Genomic DNA, 15,600 nt, shown 5'->3' on the forward strand with positions numbered 1-15,600 from the left:
GTGTACACCTCCTGTTTTCTAAAAAAATAGTTTCTAGGTTTAATAATAAAATATATAAAAAGAAATTACAAATCTTTATTCTTTAGGTTGCGACTTCATATTTCCCCCTGTAATCTTGAGATATAGTTTTCCTATTTGTTAGATAATTTTAATGAACTAGGGGGTATGGAAAAATAGTGAAAAAATATATTGAAATAGCAAGTGCTTCAACGAAATTAGGGTTAACTTCTTTTGGTGGACCCGCTGCTCATTTGGCTTATTTCCGAGAAGAGTATGTGCAGAAAAGAAAATGGCTAGACGAAAAGTTATATGCTGACATTGTGGCAATTTGTCAATTCCTACCGGGACCAGCCTCATCTCAAGTGGGCATTGCCATCGGCATACTAAGAGGTGGAATAATTGGAGGGGTCATATCATTTTTAGGGTTTACTCTTCCTTCCATTATACTGCTTGTATTGTTTTCAGCGTTTTTGATATCTACCAACTCATTTGACAGTGGGTGGCTACAGGGATTGAAAATCGTTGCAGTTGCCATTGTTGCTCATGCTCTGTTAGGGATGCAAAAGACACTAGCACAAGACCGTATTAGAATTACTATTGCAATAGCATGTGCTATATTAACGTTGCTTATTCCATCAATAGCTGGTCAATTTAGCATATTGATTGCAGCTGGATTGTTTGGATTTATATATTTTCGTTCAGATGAAAATGAACCTGCTCCAAATATTAGGCTTCCTTTTGGAAAAACAACAAGTATTATTGCTTGGATCTTGTTTTTTGGACTTCTTATTTTTTTACCGTTATTGAAGCCATTTATAAATTCAACCTACTACTTAATTTTTGATATTTATTATCGTGTCGGTTCTTTAGTTTTTGGAGGAGGACATGTTGTACTGCCCATGCTTCAGCGAGAGGTAGCACTTTCCCCTGATGTATTTTTAGCTGGGTATGGTGCTGCTCAAGCGGTCCCAGGTCCATTGTTTACGTTAGCTAGCTTCTTAGGTCATGCAACAGCTGGTATTCCAGGAGCTTTAGTAGCTACCTTTGCCATATTTTTGCCCTCATTTCTAATGGTAATTGGAATACTACCATTTTGGTCAGCTATACGATCGAAAAAAGGGATTCAGAATGCCTTAAAGGGAGTTAATGCAGGTGTAGTAGGAATCCTTCTAGCCGCGTTATATGACCCAGTTTTTACAAGTTCAGTTAAAGAATCATCGGATTTCATCATCGTTTTAATTACTTTCACGGTATTATTTGTTTTCAAATGGGCTCCTTACAAGGTTGTACTGTTAAGTGCAGTTTTAGGTTATCTTTTTCATTTAATTTAATTTTAAAATAGTAATGTACGTTTTAAACTCGAAAAGCTACATGTTAACGTCATAACTGCGCACGTATACGGCGGGTGATGGCTTATCACTCCCCCCGTGAAAAAGCGTCCGACTAGAGTGAAGAGCATTTAAACTTCATTTCCATCTATTTGTTCGTTCTTAAATGTAAAAGCACGAATTTTTGGAATAATTTAATTGTCTATTTCTTCAAAATGTATTGACAACTAAACTTTTATTGAGATAATATTAAGTGACACTAAATAATTTAGAAATGGAGGTATGAATAATGATTCGTTTTAAAGTTATCGCAAATAATTTAATAGCTCGTTCATACCTACCATTAGACGCTAAATGACTGTTTAATAGCATAAGAATTACTATGTCTATTTTAAAGTGCATTACCGTATCATGGGTAATGCGCTTTTTTGCGTTCTATTATTTCCAAATTTTGGTGAAAAAACAAAGGAGGAGAGTTGGGTATGATTATTCAACGAGCTAAGCAAATTTTAATAAAGGAATCTCTTGAAGGCGGATAGTTGGTAAATGTAAAGGAAAGAAAAGAGGGACAATGGAATGTTTTCAGTATTATTTAAGTTAAAGTGGTTTTTTAAGGATCATTGGAAAAGGTACACTGTTGCAGTTGGTGTACTAATTATTGCAAGTGCATTTGAGATTTTTCCTCCATGGCTAGTAGGAAGGGCAATCGATACAATTACGCTAGGAAATATGAATAGCGACCTATTAATGGAGTATGTATTATATTTTGTAGGAATTATTATAGTGGGATATATTTTAAATTTTATTTGGCAATATCAATTATTTGGTGGGTCTATTTCTATTGAGCGCATTTTACGCACGAAGCTGAATCGAAAATTTTTAAGTATGACACCGACTTTTTACGAGAAAAATCGTACTGGTGACTTAATGGCTCGTGCAACAAATGATTTGAATGCAGTTGCAACTACTGCTGGCTTTGGGATTATGACCTTAATAGATTCGACTATGTATATGTTAGCTTTGATTCTAGCAATGGGTTTTCTTATTTCATGGAAGCTTACTTTTTTTGCACTGTTACCTATACCAGTTCTCGCAATTATAATGCAATATTTAGGTAAAATCATTCATGAAAAGTATATGGTAGCCCAAGATGCATTTGGGGATTTAAATGATCGTGTTTTAGAATCTATAGCTGGTGTAAGAGTAATTCGTGCGTACGTTCAGGAACGTGCTGATGAGAAGAACTTTGCAGATATGAGTGAAGAGGTTTATCAAAAAAACATGGTTGTAGAACGAATTGACGCCTTGTTTGGTCCTATCACAAAAATAGGAACAGGTATTAGTTATGTCGTGGCACTTGGTTATGGAGCTTTTTTAGTTTCTAAGGGTGAGATGACGGTAGGAAACCTAATTACATTTAACGTTTATCTAGGTATGGCTATTTGGCCAATGTTCGCTATTGGGGAACTGATCAACGTTATGCAACGCGGGAATGCTTCGCTTGACCGTGTACAGGAAACGCTTGAGTACGATGCAGATGTGAAGGACCCGACTGCTCCAGTGAATTTGAAGGATGTAATGTCCATCGGTTTTGATGATGTTGGATTTCAATATCCTTTATCACAAGTGAAAAATTTAGAAAATATCCGAGTAAACCTACAAAAAGGGCAGACGCTTGGCATTGTAGGTAAAACTGGGTCTGGAAAAACGACCTTTATTAAGCAGCTGTTAAAGGAGTATCCAATTGGAGCAGGTCAACTGACGATTGGAGATATCCCAATATCAGAGCAAACAAAGGATCAAGTATTAGAATGGATTGGGTATGTGCCTCAGGATCATGTGTTGTTTTCTAGAACCATACGCCAAAATATCCTTCTAGGAAAAGAAAATGCTACAGAAGAAGAATTAGAGGAAGCACTTCGTTTAGCACATTTTCAACAGGATTTAATGAATCTACCAATGGGATTAGAAACGTTAGTAGGGGAGAAAGGGGTTTCCCTATCTGGGGGTCAGAAGCAAAGGGTATCGATTGCTCGAGCGCTTATCAAAAATCCAGAAATTCTTCTTTTAGATGACTCCCTTTCTGCGGTAGATGCTAAAACAGAGGCAAAAATTATCGAAAATATACAAAACGAACGCAGTGGGAAGACAACAATTATTACGACGCATCGCTTGTCAGGCATTCAGCATGCCGACCAAATCATCGTTTTAGATGAAGGAATCATTGTAGAACAAGGTACGCATGAGGAACTTCTAAAGCAAAATGGCTGGTACAAGGAACAATATGATCGTCAACAGCTTGAGGGGGTGTCGTCATGAGTACTGGAAAACGACTCTACCATTATGCGTTATTTTATAAAAAGCCAATTATTCTTGGTCTAATCTTTTTAACGATTGCTGTAATTGCCGATTTGACAGGACCATTTATCGCAAAACAAATTCTTGATGAACACATTACAGATGGTGCCATTGATCTGGAGCCGATATTAATGCTCCTTGCAGTATTCTTTGGTCTAAGTATTGTAACAGCGGTTTTTAGATATTTTATGTTTATAAACCTACAGGTTGGAGCAAATCGTGTTGTTCAGAAGCTCCGAAATGATGTTTTTCAGCATATACAAACTTTGCCTATACAGTATTTTGATAACCTGCCTGCCGGTAAGGTAGTTGCTCGTGTGACAAATGATACGGAAGCAATCCGTAATCTATATGTTCAAGTACTTTCACAGTTTGCAACCAGTATCATTTCTATTACTGGGGTCTATATAGCAATGTTTATTTTAGACGTTAAAATGGCAGCAATCGCTTTATTCGTCATTCCGATCGTATATATATGGATGCTAGCTTATCGAAAATATGCATCTCAATATAATCATATTGTGCGAACAAAGATTGCAGATATGAACGCCATGTTAAATGAATCAATTCAAGGAATGTCAATCATTCAAGCGTTTAAACGGGAAAAACAAATGGACCAAGAATTTGAGGAGATGAATGAAGAGCATTACAGTTATCAGCGTAAGCTTTTAAAATTAGATTCTGCTACCTCCTTTAACTTAGTACAGGTGCTAAGATCCATCATGTTTGCTCTATTTATTTTAGTGTTTGGTAGTCAGTCCATGGAGCCGGGAGCAATCATCTCTGCTGGATTGCTTTATGCCTTTGTGGATTATACGACGAGATTGTTCAATCCAATTACGGGGATAGTTAATCAGTTCTCTCAGCTAGAACGCTCATTGGTAGCTGGAAGTAGAGTATTTGAATTGTTGAATGAAAAAGGGGAACAGGTAGAAGACAAACGAATGGAAAGATACGAAGGAAACGTGGAGTTTAAAGACGTGTCGTTTGCCTACAAAGGTGATGACTTTGTCTTGAAGAGCTTAAACTTTGTTGCAAATAAAGGAGAAACGGTTGCCCTAGTGGGGCATACAGGCTCTGGGAAAAGTTCCATTATGAACTTGTTATTCCGATTCTATGACCCAACGGAGGGGAAGATTTTAATAGATGGAATAGATATCACGTCCCTTCCAAGGCAAACCATTCGTAATCATATGGGAATTGTATTGCAGGATCCATATCTTTTCTCTGGAACCATTGAAACAAATGTTAGTTTAAATGATCCTAGAATTTCACGAGAAAAAGTAGAGGCCGCATTAGAAGCAGTAGGTGGAGAACGTGTACTAAAAAACCTCGAAAAAGGATTAGATGAACCAGTAATTGAAAAGGGAAGCACGCTCTCTTCTGGTCAAAGACAGCTAGTATCCTTTGCAAGAGCGCTTGCCTTCGACCCGGCCATTCTTATATTGGATGAAGCGACATCTAACATAGATACCGAGACAGAAGAAATTATCCAGCATGCGATGGATGTATTAAAGAAAGGTAGAACAACCTTCATCATTGCACATAGACTTTCTACTATTAAAAATGCAGACCGTATTCTAGTTCTAGACCGGGGTGAGATTGTAGAGAGTGGCACACATGACGAGTTGCTGCAGCTACAAGGTCGCTACGAACAAATGTATAAGCTACAAGCCGGAGTTTCCCCTAATGCATAAGCATAAGGGGATTTTCCCTTTTCTAGAGATAAAAGATAGATAATTTTCTTGAAAAACGAGTTGGTGTGTGCATTTTTCTCCACACATCTGTTAAAAGACTCAACTAATTTACAAAATAAAGGAAGGATATTTTTGAAATAGATAGAATGTAGAGAAAAGGAGATGAGATAGTGAAAACTAAAGCATTCATTGCTATTTGTACGGCTGCAGTCATTTTAGGGGTTGGAAGTTACTTTATATTAGAGAAAGAATCTAAAATAGATATAGTAGAACCAGAAGTGAAAGCAGAAGAAAAACCAACTGCTAAAAAAGTAAAAGAGGAATCTATTTCAGTACTCCAAGGTTCTAGGGGAAATTACAAAATAGATATCCACCAGGCGGAGGACTTACGTTTTCACATATCTGCGGAGATTGAAGTTACGAATGAATCCAAAAGTGTATGGGAGGATATCGGTTTTTATTTTATCCCGAATGTTACGACGCTAGAGAATAAATACTTTATGCTTTCATCTATAGGAGAAGCAGAGATTTCTTCTATTAGAAATAAAGATGGCGAAGAATTATCATATAAATTGAACGATACCATGCTTTATGTAACTCCAAAATCTGATGTACAACCAGGTGAAAAAACGATATTAACAGTAGAATATTTCTTAAAGCCGCCAGTTAAAGGGCAACGACTGTCGAGAATACACAACAATATCTATTTAGCATTATGGTATCCAATGCTAGGTAGGTATACGAACAAATGGGATTTACATCCTTATTACCATGTGGGTGAATTCTATGATACAGGGTATGGAGACTATGAGATTACTTATGAGTTAGCTAGAGAATACTTAGTTGCTAGCTCAGGAGAAGATGGTGAACCTAAGCCTACCATTAGTGGTAAGACACAAGGAGCAAATATTAAAGATTTTTATATAGCATTTTTAGATCCGGAAGAATGGATTAGTGAGACACTTAAAGCAAATGATACAACGATCAGATACTTTTATCCCTATGATGTTCCAGATACTTTACACCTAATGATTATGGATGCTCAAAGAGCGTTTTTATTTATGGAAAAAAATATTGGGGATAACCCGACTAAAGAGTTAGATGTTGTTGCAAACGATTCAGGAATGGAATACCCAAATATTGTAGAAGTATGGGCTGATCCAGGGAGACATGAAAGAGTATTAATTCATGAAATTGCGCATCAATGGTTTTATTTCATGGTTTCCAGTGATCCTTATGAAGAATCCTGGTTAGATGAGAGTTTAACGGCACTATTGGAGGGGACATACCGTACATTAAGATATGATTCCAGTGAATTGGGCGAACAATTAGGATTTAATGAAATAAATATTTTTGCTGAAAGAAATACTCAGCAGGAAATTGCTAATATTCCAGTTACGGAGTTTGGTACGGATCTTGGTCCAGTGCTATATGGGAAAATTCCTGCAATTTTACGAGATTTCTTTAAAGAGAGAGGCGGACACGAAGAAACAATTAAATTTTTATCCGCTTATTTTAATGAATTTAAATATCAATATGTGGATACTGAGACCTTTGTAGAATTCTTCAATGAGTACCATCAAGAAGATCATACTGAGTTTTTCAAAGAGTGGCTTCTATTAGAATAAGACTAACGGATGGGCTCTATGGCACCATAGTTGATCGACCTTCCTCTCCCAACCGTAGTATGCTATACCCGTTCTATAAACATTTTCATCCTCTGTGGTGTAGCGCTGATTTTGAATACATGGATGGCTAACAAGAGCTTTAATAAAAAGGAAATCAAATTTAAATGAGCCTGGAGAAAAATCCTAGCTCATTTTTTTGTCTTAAAACAACCTTGAGCTTTGAACATAGCTAATAGAAAGAGTTCATTTGTAAATTCTTTCTTCTATAAAAAATTTCGAAAAATTTAATTTAAGCGATTGTAATTTTCTGTCGGAACTCGTATATTTAGTGTAACGAAGTAATAGGAAGAGGTTGTATATGATTCCTTGGTTTGTAGAGTGGAAAAAGAAAGTAGTTTCCTTTAATCGTAATATTCGTATGTTTATGCTGGCTAATGTTCTTATTCAAATAGGCATGGGTGTTTTTTCTGTAATGTACAATTTATACATTAAGGAGCTTGGATTTCCGGAAACGTTAAACGGTAAAATAATCGCGATGACCTCCTTGGCTTCTGCAATCATGTTAGTGCCTGCCGGGTTTCTTAGTGACCGTTTTGGAAGAAAGAAAATTATTATGATAGGGGCAGCTGTCGCAGCAGGTACATTATTTTATAGAAGTTTGATGGTTAGCGAGCAGTCTTTAGTGTATGCTGCTTTTTTTACGGGCCTCTTTATGGCGCTTGTTCAAGTATCAGGAATACCTTTTTTAGCTGAGAATTCAACCGCCAGTGAACGGATGCATCTATTTAGTATTCATTTTTCACTTATGACTCTAGCCGGGGTAGTAGGGAGTCTAGGGGGCGGGGTCTTAGCTGATTTACTGCATGCATTAGGTGGTCTATCTGTAGAGGACGCCATCAAATATGTGTTAATTCTTGGAGCTACGATATTTACACTTGGTCTCCTGCCACTTGCTAAATTAAATCAGGTAGGAACTAGAGCTACATCATTGGATAATCAAGATGATAAAAGAACACCTGAGCCAAGCAGCTTCCGAAAAAATGTGAAGATCATCATTCTATTTGGCTTTGCAAATTTATTAATAGGTACTGGCTCTGGTCTAGTAATTCCTTATTTAAACTTATATTTTTCTAATCGTTTTGATGCTTCGAATTCATATGTAGGACTTATTTTATCCCTTGGATCGGCTATGACAGCGGTGGCGATGTTATTAGGCCCTGCTTTAGTTAAGCGAGTAGGAAAGGTGAAGGCGCTCGTTATTTTTCAGCTGTTATCTATCCCGTTCCTTTTTATAACTGGCTATACGAACTCTCTTGTAATTGCATCCATTGCCTTCCTAATGCGACAGGCGCTGATGAATGCGGGTAATCCAATTCAGAGTGCCATAGCCATGGAGTTAGTTCAGGATAAATATAAAGGGCTTGCGAATTCGGTCAATCAGATGGTGTTTAATGTGGGATGGGCAAGTACAGGGGCTATATCTACCGGTCTTGTAATGACCTTTGGGTTCTATTGGGGCTATGCTTATACATTTACAATTACAGGAGTATTGTACTTGATTGCCTCTACGTATTTCTTTTTGGTCTTTGGTAGGAAAAAGCTAGACAGTGTATAGAATTAAAGTGGCTGAGACAAAAATCCTCAATACGCTAGCGTTAAAAAAGCAAAGAGGTGAAATCAAGTTGCTGATTTCACCTCTTTTAATTTTTTGACTAGTTATACTCCACCTCTAATATCATTTCTTTTTAACTTTTATTCGATAAGATAAGCAGTTTTCTAAGCTAGCAATTGTTTCGCTAAAAAAATATATAAATATAATATTTTTTCAATTCTGTATTGAATGTTAATTTCGTTTATAGTAAAGTTTGTTAAAAGTATTAGACTATATATTCTTAATTGTCTATAACTTTAGAAAGTACTCATATAGAGAGAGGATGAAAAAAGAAGTTTATTGAGGGGACTAATTTATGTAAAGTAAAGGAGAAAGCTAGAATGACAACAGTATTGAAGGAAGCATCAGCAAAAAAGAAAAAGTTAAGAGAAGCGCCACATCCATTCGTAATTTTATTTACGGTTGTCATCATTATGGCTGTGTTAACTTATATTATTCCAGCCGGACAATATGATCGTATAGAGAATGAAGACGGTCGTACGATTGTAGTCGACGGCTCCTATCAAACCATCGACTCTAGTCCTGCAGGCTTCTTAGATATTTTTAATGCTATACATAAAGGAATGGTCGAAGCTGCCCCAATTATATTCTTTATTTTTATGGTAGCCGGTTCATTCAATCTATTTAGAGAGTCAAAGGCGATAGAAGGTGCATTTGGTTCCTTATCCACTAAGATGAAAGGAAAAGAAATGCTCATTATTCCAGTAGTAATGATGTTTTTTGGAGTGGCTGGAGCAGCAGTAGGAATGTTTGAAGAAGCACTACCTTTCATCATGATTTTAGTGCCGATTGCCATAGTTATGGGATTTGATTCAATCGTAGGGGCTGCCATGGTTATTGTTGGGGTTTCAGCTGGATTTACAGCAGCCTTTATGAATCCATTTACGATTGGAGTCGCTCAAGGAATCGCGGAGGTTCCGATTTTTTCAGGCATGGGTCCACGCATTGGCTTTTGGATTGCTTTCATGACAATATCTATTGCATATGTAATGATATATGCCAATAAAATAAGGAAAGACCCAACCAAAAGTATTATGTATGAGGAAGATAAAAATAGAAATATTGATATCGAAGCGATGAAACAGGACACTATCACAAAAACTCAAGGAGTTATTATTGCGATTCTAGTAGTCACAATGGTTGGAATGGCATTTGGGGTATTGAAATTTGGATGGTTTATAACAGAGATTTCAGCATTATTTTTAATCATGGCAATCGTTATTGGATTGGTTAATCGACTGAAATTTAATGAGATTACAAAATCCTTTGTTCGAGGCTGTGAAGAAATAGTTGTAGGGGCATTAGTAGTTGGCTTTGCCTATGGGGCATTAGTTATTTTAAACGATAGTAATACAATAGACACCATACTGTATGGAATTACTAATTTAGTTGAGAAGTTTCCTTCTAGCTTAACGGCGATCGGTATGTATGTTATGCAAACATTGCTTAATCTTATTGTTACATCAGGCAGTGGTCAGGCAGCTTTAACTATGCCTATTATGGCTCCTTTATCTGATTTGTTAGGAGTAAGCAGACAAACGGCAGTATTGGCTTATCAAATGGGAGACGGAATCACAAATATTATCGCACCTACAAGTGGGCTAATATTAGCAGCTCTTGCCATGGCTAAGATCTCTTATGGAAAATGGGTTCGTTGGTTGTGGCCATTAATTTTGATACAATTTATAATGGGAGCAGTTTTTGTGACGATTGCTCATCTATTCTTTTGGCCAGCATGATACAGTTGTGTTATTTAGGAGGATTACAATGGAAAAGTTATTTAATAGATTAGAAGAGATTTACCCCGAGTTAGTCGATTTCCGAAGAGATTTGCATATGTATCCCGAGCTTTCTCATCACGAGGTGGAGACGCCTAAAAAAATTGCTGCTTACTTAAGGAACTTAGGATTAGAGGTTCGAACGGAAGTTGGAGGGAGAGGTGTTTTAGGTTACCTAAAGGGTGGGAAACCAGGGAAAACCATCGCACTTCGAGCAGACTTTGATGCACTTCCTATTCAGGATGAGAAGGAAGTAGCATACAAATCAAAAGTTCCAGGAGTTATGCATGCATGTGGGCACGATTTACATACGTCTGCACTTTTAGGGGTGGCAAAGGTATTAAGTGAGCACAAGGACGAGGTACCAGGAACTGTAGTGTTCATCCATCAATTCGCCGAGGAGACCACTCCAGGTGGTGCTGAATATATGATTAAGGACGGTTGCTTAGATGGTGTGGACGTTATCTATGGTTCACATGTGATGTCTCTTCAGCCCTATGGGACATTTAGTGTGATAGAAGGCTATGCTTCCTCTGCACAGGATGATTTTTATATAACAATCCATGGTAAAGGGGGGCACGGGGCATCTCCTCATGAAACGATTGATGCTTTAGTGACGGGAAGCCAGGTTGTATTAAATCTACAGCAAATTGTTAGCAGAAGAGTAGATCCACTAAAGGCTGCGGTAATTACGGTTGGTTCTTTTCAAAGTGGAAGCACTACTAATGTGATACCTGACACTGCCTATATAAAAGGGACAGTGAGAACCTATGACGAGGATGTGCGCACACTAATCGAGCAGAAGCTAGAACAAGTAGTTAAAAGCACTTGCGAAGCTGCTGACGCTACGTTTGAGTTAAAATATGTGAAGGACTGTCCATCTATCTTTAACGACCCTATTGAAACAAAGCGTGTAGAGAAGGTGGCTAGTCAGGTTCTAGGGGCTGATAACATTATCCCAGGGAAACCGATGAACGGAAGCGAGGACTATGCGTATTATCAACGCGAGATCCCGGGAGCTTATTTTATCATTGGTGGAGGGAACGAGGAACTAAAAGCTACCTACCCACATCATCATCCTAAATTCGACATCGACGAACGCGCAATAAAGGATATTGGTAAAATGTTTATTGGGACTGTTTTTGAACAGCTAGAAAATTGATGGCAAGGTATTGGGAAAAGAGCTTGGAGAACCAAGCTCTTTTTCTATCTAGATTAAACATTCCATGTATGTACTCTTTGTCTTTAATATCTCTGCTCAATATATTCATTTAATTGACCTTGGGTTTAGTTATCCTTGCTTTCTAATCAATTAACATTCTTGAATTATTTCATATAACGATCAACTAACTCATAGCATCTTTCTTCAGTAAGATTAGCTAGAAAAGCTACATATTCTAAATGCTCCTGCGTACCGCCTTTAAATTTTAGAGAAGCTTCTAATGATTGGTCATCTCTATCTTTTAACCATTGTCGTTGATTATCTCTCAATAGCTCCATTTCTTCTGGAGACAATTGCTCCTTTAATTCACCATATATTTCATTCAACAGTTTATCCCATAGTTCCCATCTATCATCTTCCACTTTTTTTAGCGCATAAGTCGAAGAATCAGTTGCCTTCAATTTTTCTGCCTCTAATTTAGTGTTGTTTAATTTTATGGAGTACTCTTCTTTTAAGGTAGAATCCTTAGGCACTAAATTTTCTTGAGTGTCATTTGATGTACTTTTGTTTTCATCCAAGACTGATTTTTTGTCTTGAGATACTTCACTATTTTGGGACTGGTTGTCCAGCTCAGTACTAGTTTCTGGTGATTCTTCACAAGCAGTTAATAAAGCTGCTAGCACTAATGTGACTATTGATATTATATATTTTTTATTCATAAACTAAGCGTTCACCTTTCTTGTTTAGTCGTACACATGGAAGAGCATAAGCTCATGAATCATTTTTTTGACTGCTTCCTCGTCTGGAGGAGTTTCGCCAAGCCACTTAATCGTGCCATCCGGCTCGTATTCCGCAGCAAATCTTTGTTGCTTGTAAAAGAAAGAAACCGACCAGCCGGGCAGCTGTTTGTTGTCATAGAGTGACTTAAAGCTGAAATGTTGTAGCAATATAATCATACCTTTCATGTGAGTGAATTTGCTCGCATATACTAGTATAAATGACTAGCGAAGGAGCATCTAATTGTTTATTGAAAAGCTGGAACAAGCAATTAAAAATGAGTACGCCGATTACCATCATTATATGGATATGTATAAGCTGACGGACGACCCATACTGGCAAGAATTCATCGAGCACGTGTACGAGGACGAAAAAAGCCATTATGAAATGTTTCAACAACTCTATTATATGCTTACAGGAAGTTTTGTTCAAAACTTACAAAAAGTTCCCCCGTGTGAAGATTTAAAATCCTGTGTCAAGCAGTCAGTCAAGGATGAATTGGAGACAGCAGAAGTATATAAGGAAATGCTGCTCCAAATACCGATTCAACAAGCATATGCACCTCTTTTTTGCGCGATGCATGATGAAACAGAGCATGCCATTCGATTTTCGATGATGTACAATGCACTCTAATTGTTTTTGTGTTTCTCTCTCCTCTGCTATAATAATCTAGAAGCTAGAGGAAAAAGGTGAGAACGATGGGTTTTTTATGGACAATCATATTCATGGCAGTCGTCGGAGCAGCAATTGGAGCGGTTACAAATCACCTCGCCATTAAAATGCTATTTAGACCTCATGAAGCAAAGTATATAGGATCATGGAGAGTGCCGTTTACTCCAGGTTTAATACCTAAGCGTCGGGATGAGCTTGCCAAACAATTAGGAATAACTGTTATCAAGCATTTATTGACCCCGGATATTTTTAAAAAGAAATACTTTAATGATGCGATGAAGAGTAAGGCTAATGACTTTGTTGTAAAGCAGCTAAATAAAAATATATTACAATCAGATAAAACTGTACATGGTTGGTTGAAGCTTGCAGGAATTGAATCTGTGCCATCTCTTGTGAATGCAAAAATAGATGAACAGGTTGATATACAGTTCAATCGTATATTAGCAAAGTTAGAGAATGAAACAATTCGTCAAATTGCTCCACTAGATTGGCAAGAAAAGGCCAATAGCAAGGTTGGAGATATTGTTTCTTATATTCTTCATAAGGGTGAGGAATTTTTCCAATCAGAAGAAGGTAAAAGTACAATTAAGAAGCTGATTGATGATTTCCTTTCTACTAAAGGAACACTTGGTAATATGATACAAATGTTTATGGGAGATTCCAACTCACTTGTGGGCAAGGTACAGCCTGAAATTTTAAAGTTTCTACGGGCACCTGGAACAAAAGTGATGCTCGAAAACATTGTCCAAAACGAGTGGGAGAAGCTTAAGGATCGACCATTGGCTGAGATGATGGAAGGCTTTGATTTTGATCCACTAGTAGTCAACGTCAAGGCATATTTAAGAGAGCAGCTTGCAATTGAAGATAGATTAAATTATAGTTTAAACCATTACTTCCCTGGTGCCTCTGAATGGGTCGAGACCCAAATGGTACCAAAAATAACTAATTTTGCTTTTGTTGAAGCGGAGTCTAAATTAGAGGAAGTATTGCGTAAAATGAAGCTAGAAGAAATGGTTAAAGAGCAGGTTGACTCATTCCCAGTAGCACGATTAGAGGATATCGTACTTGGAATCTCTAAAAGAGAATTCAAAATGATTACTGTTCTCGGTGGTGTATTAGGGGGACTTATAGGAATTATACAAGGTCTAATCGTATTCCTAACTAGCTAATAAAAGGCGAGTTCGATGCCTAAAAAAAGGAGCATACAAAACATGATTAACATTTATGACGACATTAACAAACTAGAGACATCACTACGCCAAACAGATGAATTCGCAAACGTGAAAGCAGCAGTAGAATCAGTAAAGGCAGACCCAGAGGCACTTGCTCTATTCCAAAGCTTCCGTAAAATTCAGCTTTCCCTACAAGAAAAGCAAATGAAGGGCGAAGAAATCTCTGGGGAAGAGATTGAATATGCACAAAAAACGGCACAACTTGCGCAAACAAACGAGAAAATCTTTCACATGCTACAATCTGAAATGGCACTTAGCCAAATGATTGAAGAGATCAATCGTGTGTTACTAAAACCAGTTCAAGATTTGTATGAAGGAATTTAAGATGGATTTAAAGCTCTAGGCTTCTTGCTTAGAGCTTTTTTTATTTGCTAAAAAGAAGGATTAAAGTAATTAATGACGAATTATTAAAATGAATGACTATTCACAAAGGGGATTTTATTATGTACAAAACTTTACTATTTGAACAAGAGGGGCGTATTGCCACACTAACTTTAAACAGACCAAATTCAATGAACGCTATGGATGAAACGATGATGGAGGAATTAGCGGATATTCTTGATGAGCTAAGAGAAAATAAATCTGTCCAGGTTTTAATCATTAAAGGAGAAGGCCGCGCATTTTCAGCTGGCGGGGATATTAAAGCAATGCTCAGCGATGAAAAGCCACTCGATATTGAAGCTGCCATGGACTATTTAACTCGTATCGCAACCAACTTGTATACATTGCCTCAAATTACGATTGCCTCCGTACATGGAGCGGCAGCTGGCCTTGGCTTTAGTATGGTATTAGGCTGCGATATTATTATCGCCGAAGAAAATAGTAAGCTAGCAATGAACTTCATCGGAATTGGCTTGATACCTGATGGAGGGGGTCACTTCTTCTTAAAGGAAAGAGTCGGGATACCTAAGGCAAAGCAGCTTATGTGGAGCGGGCAATTATTTAACGGCAAGGAAGCACAGAAATTAGGACTAGTAGACGAGGTAGCTCCAGATGGAGCAGGCCATGCAACAGCAGCAGCCTATGCCCAAAAGCTGTTAGCATCACCTGTAGCAGCCATGATTACTTCTAAAGAAATCTTGCATCTGTCTAAAATAAATGAACTCCAAGCCATTTTAAGAGGCGAAGCAAAAGGTCAAACAGCAATGCGTAAAACCACAGACCACCAAGAAGGCATACAAGCATTCGTGCAAAAGCGTAAACCTGCCTTTAAAGGGGAGTAATGATAGTGAGAGCCGAGGTAGTTGTACGCCTCGGCTCTGTTTTGTTTTGGAACATTATAAAAAAAGGGGGAAG

13 protein-coding genes are annotated in these 15,600 nt (G+C 37.6%); 11 read left to right on the plus strand and 2 right to left on the minus strand.

The window, feature by feature from the left end:
• Positions 1–173: 173 nt before the first annotated feature.
• The 7 genes from chrA (at position 174) to MKY09_RS04275 (ending at position 11,623) form a co-directional block, all read left to right on the plus strand.
• A complete protein-coding gene (gene chrA / locus MKY09_RS04245; RefSeq protein ID WP_342568212.1) occupies positions 174–1,331 on the plus strand; it encodes a chromate efflux transporter in 1,158 nt (385 codons plus the stop codon).
• Between the two features lie 573 nt (positions 1,332–1,904).
• Complete coding sequence (locus MKY09_RS04250) at positions 1,905–3,647, plus strand: ABC transporter ATP-binding protein (RefSeq protein ID WP_342567672.1); 1,743 nt, start codon at positions 1,905–1,907, stop codon at positions 3,645–3,647.
• Positions 3,644–5,383 carry an ABC transporter ATP-binding protein gene (locus tag MKY09_RS04255; protein WP_342567673.1) on the plus strand — a complete coding sequence of 580 codons (1,740 nt, stop codon included), beginning with the start codon at positions 3,644–3,646 and terminating at the stop codon, positions 5,381–5,383. The genes MKY09_RS04250 and MKY09_RS04255 overlap by 4 nt, the downstream gene beginning before the upstream one ends.
• A 170-nt stretch (positions 5,384–5,553) precedes the next feature.
• Complete coding sequence (locus tag MKY09_RS04260) at positions 5,554–7,011, plus strand: M1 family aminopeptidase (RefSeq protein ID WP_342567674.1); 1,458 nt, start codon at positions 5,554–5,556, stop codon at positions 7,009–7,011.
• Positions 7,012–7,369: 358 nt separating this feature from the next.
• Complete coding sequence (locus MKY09_RS04265; protein ID WP_342567675.1) at positions 7,370–8,626, plus strand: MFS transporter; 1,257 nt, start codon at positions 7,370–7,372, stop codon at positions 8,624–8,626.
• Between the two features lie 377 nt (positions 8,627–9,003).
• Positions 9,004–10,422, plus strand: coding sequence for an AbgT family transporter (locus MKY09_RS04270; protein WP_342567676.1), 1,419 nt, complete (start codon positions 9,004–9,006; stop codon positions 10,420–10,422).
• Positions 10,423–10,450: 28 nt separating this feature from the next.
• Positions 10,451–11,623: a M20 family metallopeptidase gene (locus MKY09_RS04275; protein ID WP_298473885.1), complete on the plus strand. Its 1,173-nt coding sequence runs from the start codon at positions 10,451–10,453 to the stop codon at positions 11,621–11,623.
• 164 nt (positions 11,624–11,787) lie between these two features.
• Here MKY09_RS04275 and MKY09_RS04280 read toward each other — a convergent pair whose 3' ends face one another.
• Together MKY09_RS04280 and MKY09_RS04285 are read right to left on the minus strand one after the other, a co-directional pair.
• Positions 11,788–12,342 (minus strand): lysozyme inhibitor LprI family protein, encoded by a 555-nt coding sequence (locus tag MKY09_RS04280; RefSeq protein ID WP_342567677.1) that lies wholly within the window; start codon positions 12,340–12,342, stop codon positions 11,788–11,790.
• A gap of 24 nt (positions 12,343–12,366) precedes the next feature.
• The gene (locus MKY09_RS04285) at positions 12,367–12,570 is read right to left on the minus strand and encodes a YheE family protein (RefSeq protein WP_169360626.1); all 204 of its coding nucleotides are present in this window, start codon (positions 12,568–12,570) and stop codon (positions 12,367–12,369) included.
• Between the two features lie 73 nt (positions 12,571–12,643).
• On the opposite strand from MKY09_RS04285, the gene MKY09_RS04290 reads away from it, so the two are divergent.
• From MKY09_RS04290 to MKY09_RS04305, 4 genes are all read left to right on the plus strand, one after another.
• A complete protein-coding gene (locus MKY09_RS04290; RefSeq protein WP_169360625.1) occupies positions 12,644–13,033 on the plus strand; it encodes a ferritin-like domain-containing protein in 390 nt (129 codons plus the stop codon).
• Between the two features lie 65 nt (positions 13,034–13,098).
• Positions 13,099–14,241, plus strand: a complete 1,143-nt coding sequence (locus MKY09_RS04295; RefSeq protein WP_342567678.1) for a DUF445 family protein — start codon at positions 13,099–13,101, stop codon at positions 14,239–14,241.
• 42 nt (positions 14,242–14,283) lie between these two features.
• Entirely contained in the window at positions 14,284–14,628 is a 345-nt protein-coding gene (locus MKY09_RS04300; protein WP_251556671.1) for a YlbF family regulator, read from the plus strand.
• A gap of 119 nt (positions 14,629–14,747) precedes the next feature.
• Positions 14,748–15,527 carry an enoyl-CoA hydratase gene (locus MKY09_RS04305; RefSeq protein ID WP_342567679.1) on the plus strand — a complete coding sequence of 260 codons (780 nt, stop codon included), beginning with the start codon at positions 14,748–14,750 and terminating at the stop codon, positions 15,525–15,527.
• Positions 15,528–15,600: the final 73 nt, after the last annotated feature.

It is taken from the genome of Psychrobacillus sp. FSL K6-4046 (assembly GCF_038624605.1).
Classification (GTDB): Bacteria; Bacillota; Bacilli; order Bacillales_A; family Planococcaceae; genus Psychrobacillus.

Bases quoted from the DNA above. Each gene is read 5' to 3' on its own strand.
- MKY09_RS04295 (WP_342567678.1), top strand. From the start codon at position 13,099: ATGGGTTTTTTATGGACAATCATATTCATGGCAGTCGTCGGAGCAGCA.
- MKY09_RS04250 (WP_342567672.1), top strand. From the start codon at position 1,905: ATGTTTTCAGTATTATTTAAGTTAAAGTGGTTTTTTAAGGATCATTGG.
- MKY09_RS04280 (WP_342567677.1), bottom strand. From the start codon at position 12,342: ATGAATAAAAAATATATAATATCAATAGTCACATTAGTGCTAGCAGCT.
- MKY09_RS04270 (WP_342567676.1), top strand. From the start codon at position 9,004: ATGACAACAGTATTGAAGGAAGCATCAGCAAAAAAGAAAAAGTTAAGA.
- MKY09_RS04275 (WP_298473885.1), top strand. From the start codon at position 10,451: ATGGAAAAGTTATTTAATAGATTAGAAGAGATTTACCCCGAGTTAGTC.
- MKY09_RS04305 (WP_342567679.1), top strand. From the start codon at position 14,748: ATGTACAAAACTTTACTATTTGAACAAGAGGGGCGTATTGCCACACTA.
- MKY09_RS04265 (WP_342567675.1), top strand. From the start codon at position 7,370: ATGATTCCTTGGTTTGTAGAGTGGAAAAAGAAAGTAGTTTCCTTTAAT.
- MKY09_RS04300 (WP_251556671.1), top strand. From the start codon at position 14,284: ATGATTAACATTTATGACGACATTAACAAACTAGAGACATCACTACGC.
- MKY09_RS04255 (WP_342567673.1), top strand. From the start codon at position 3,644: ATGAGTACTGGAAAACGACTCTACCATTATGCGTTATTTTATAAAAAG.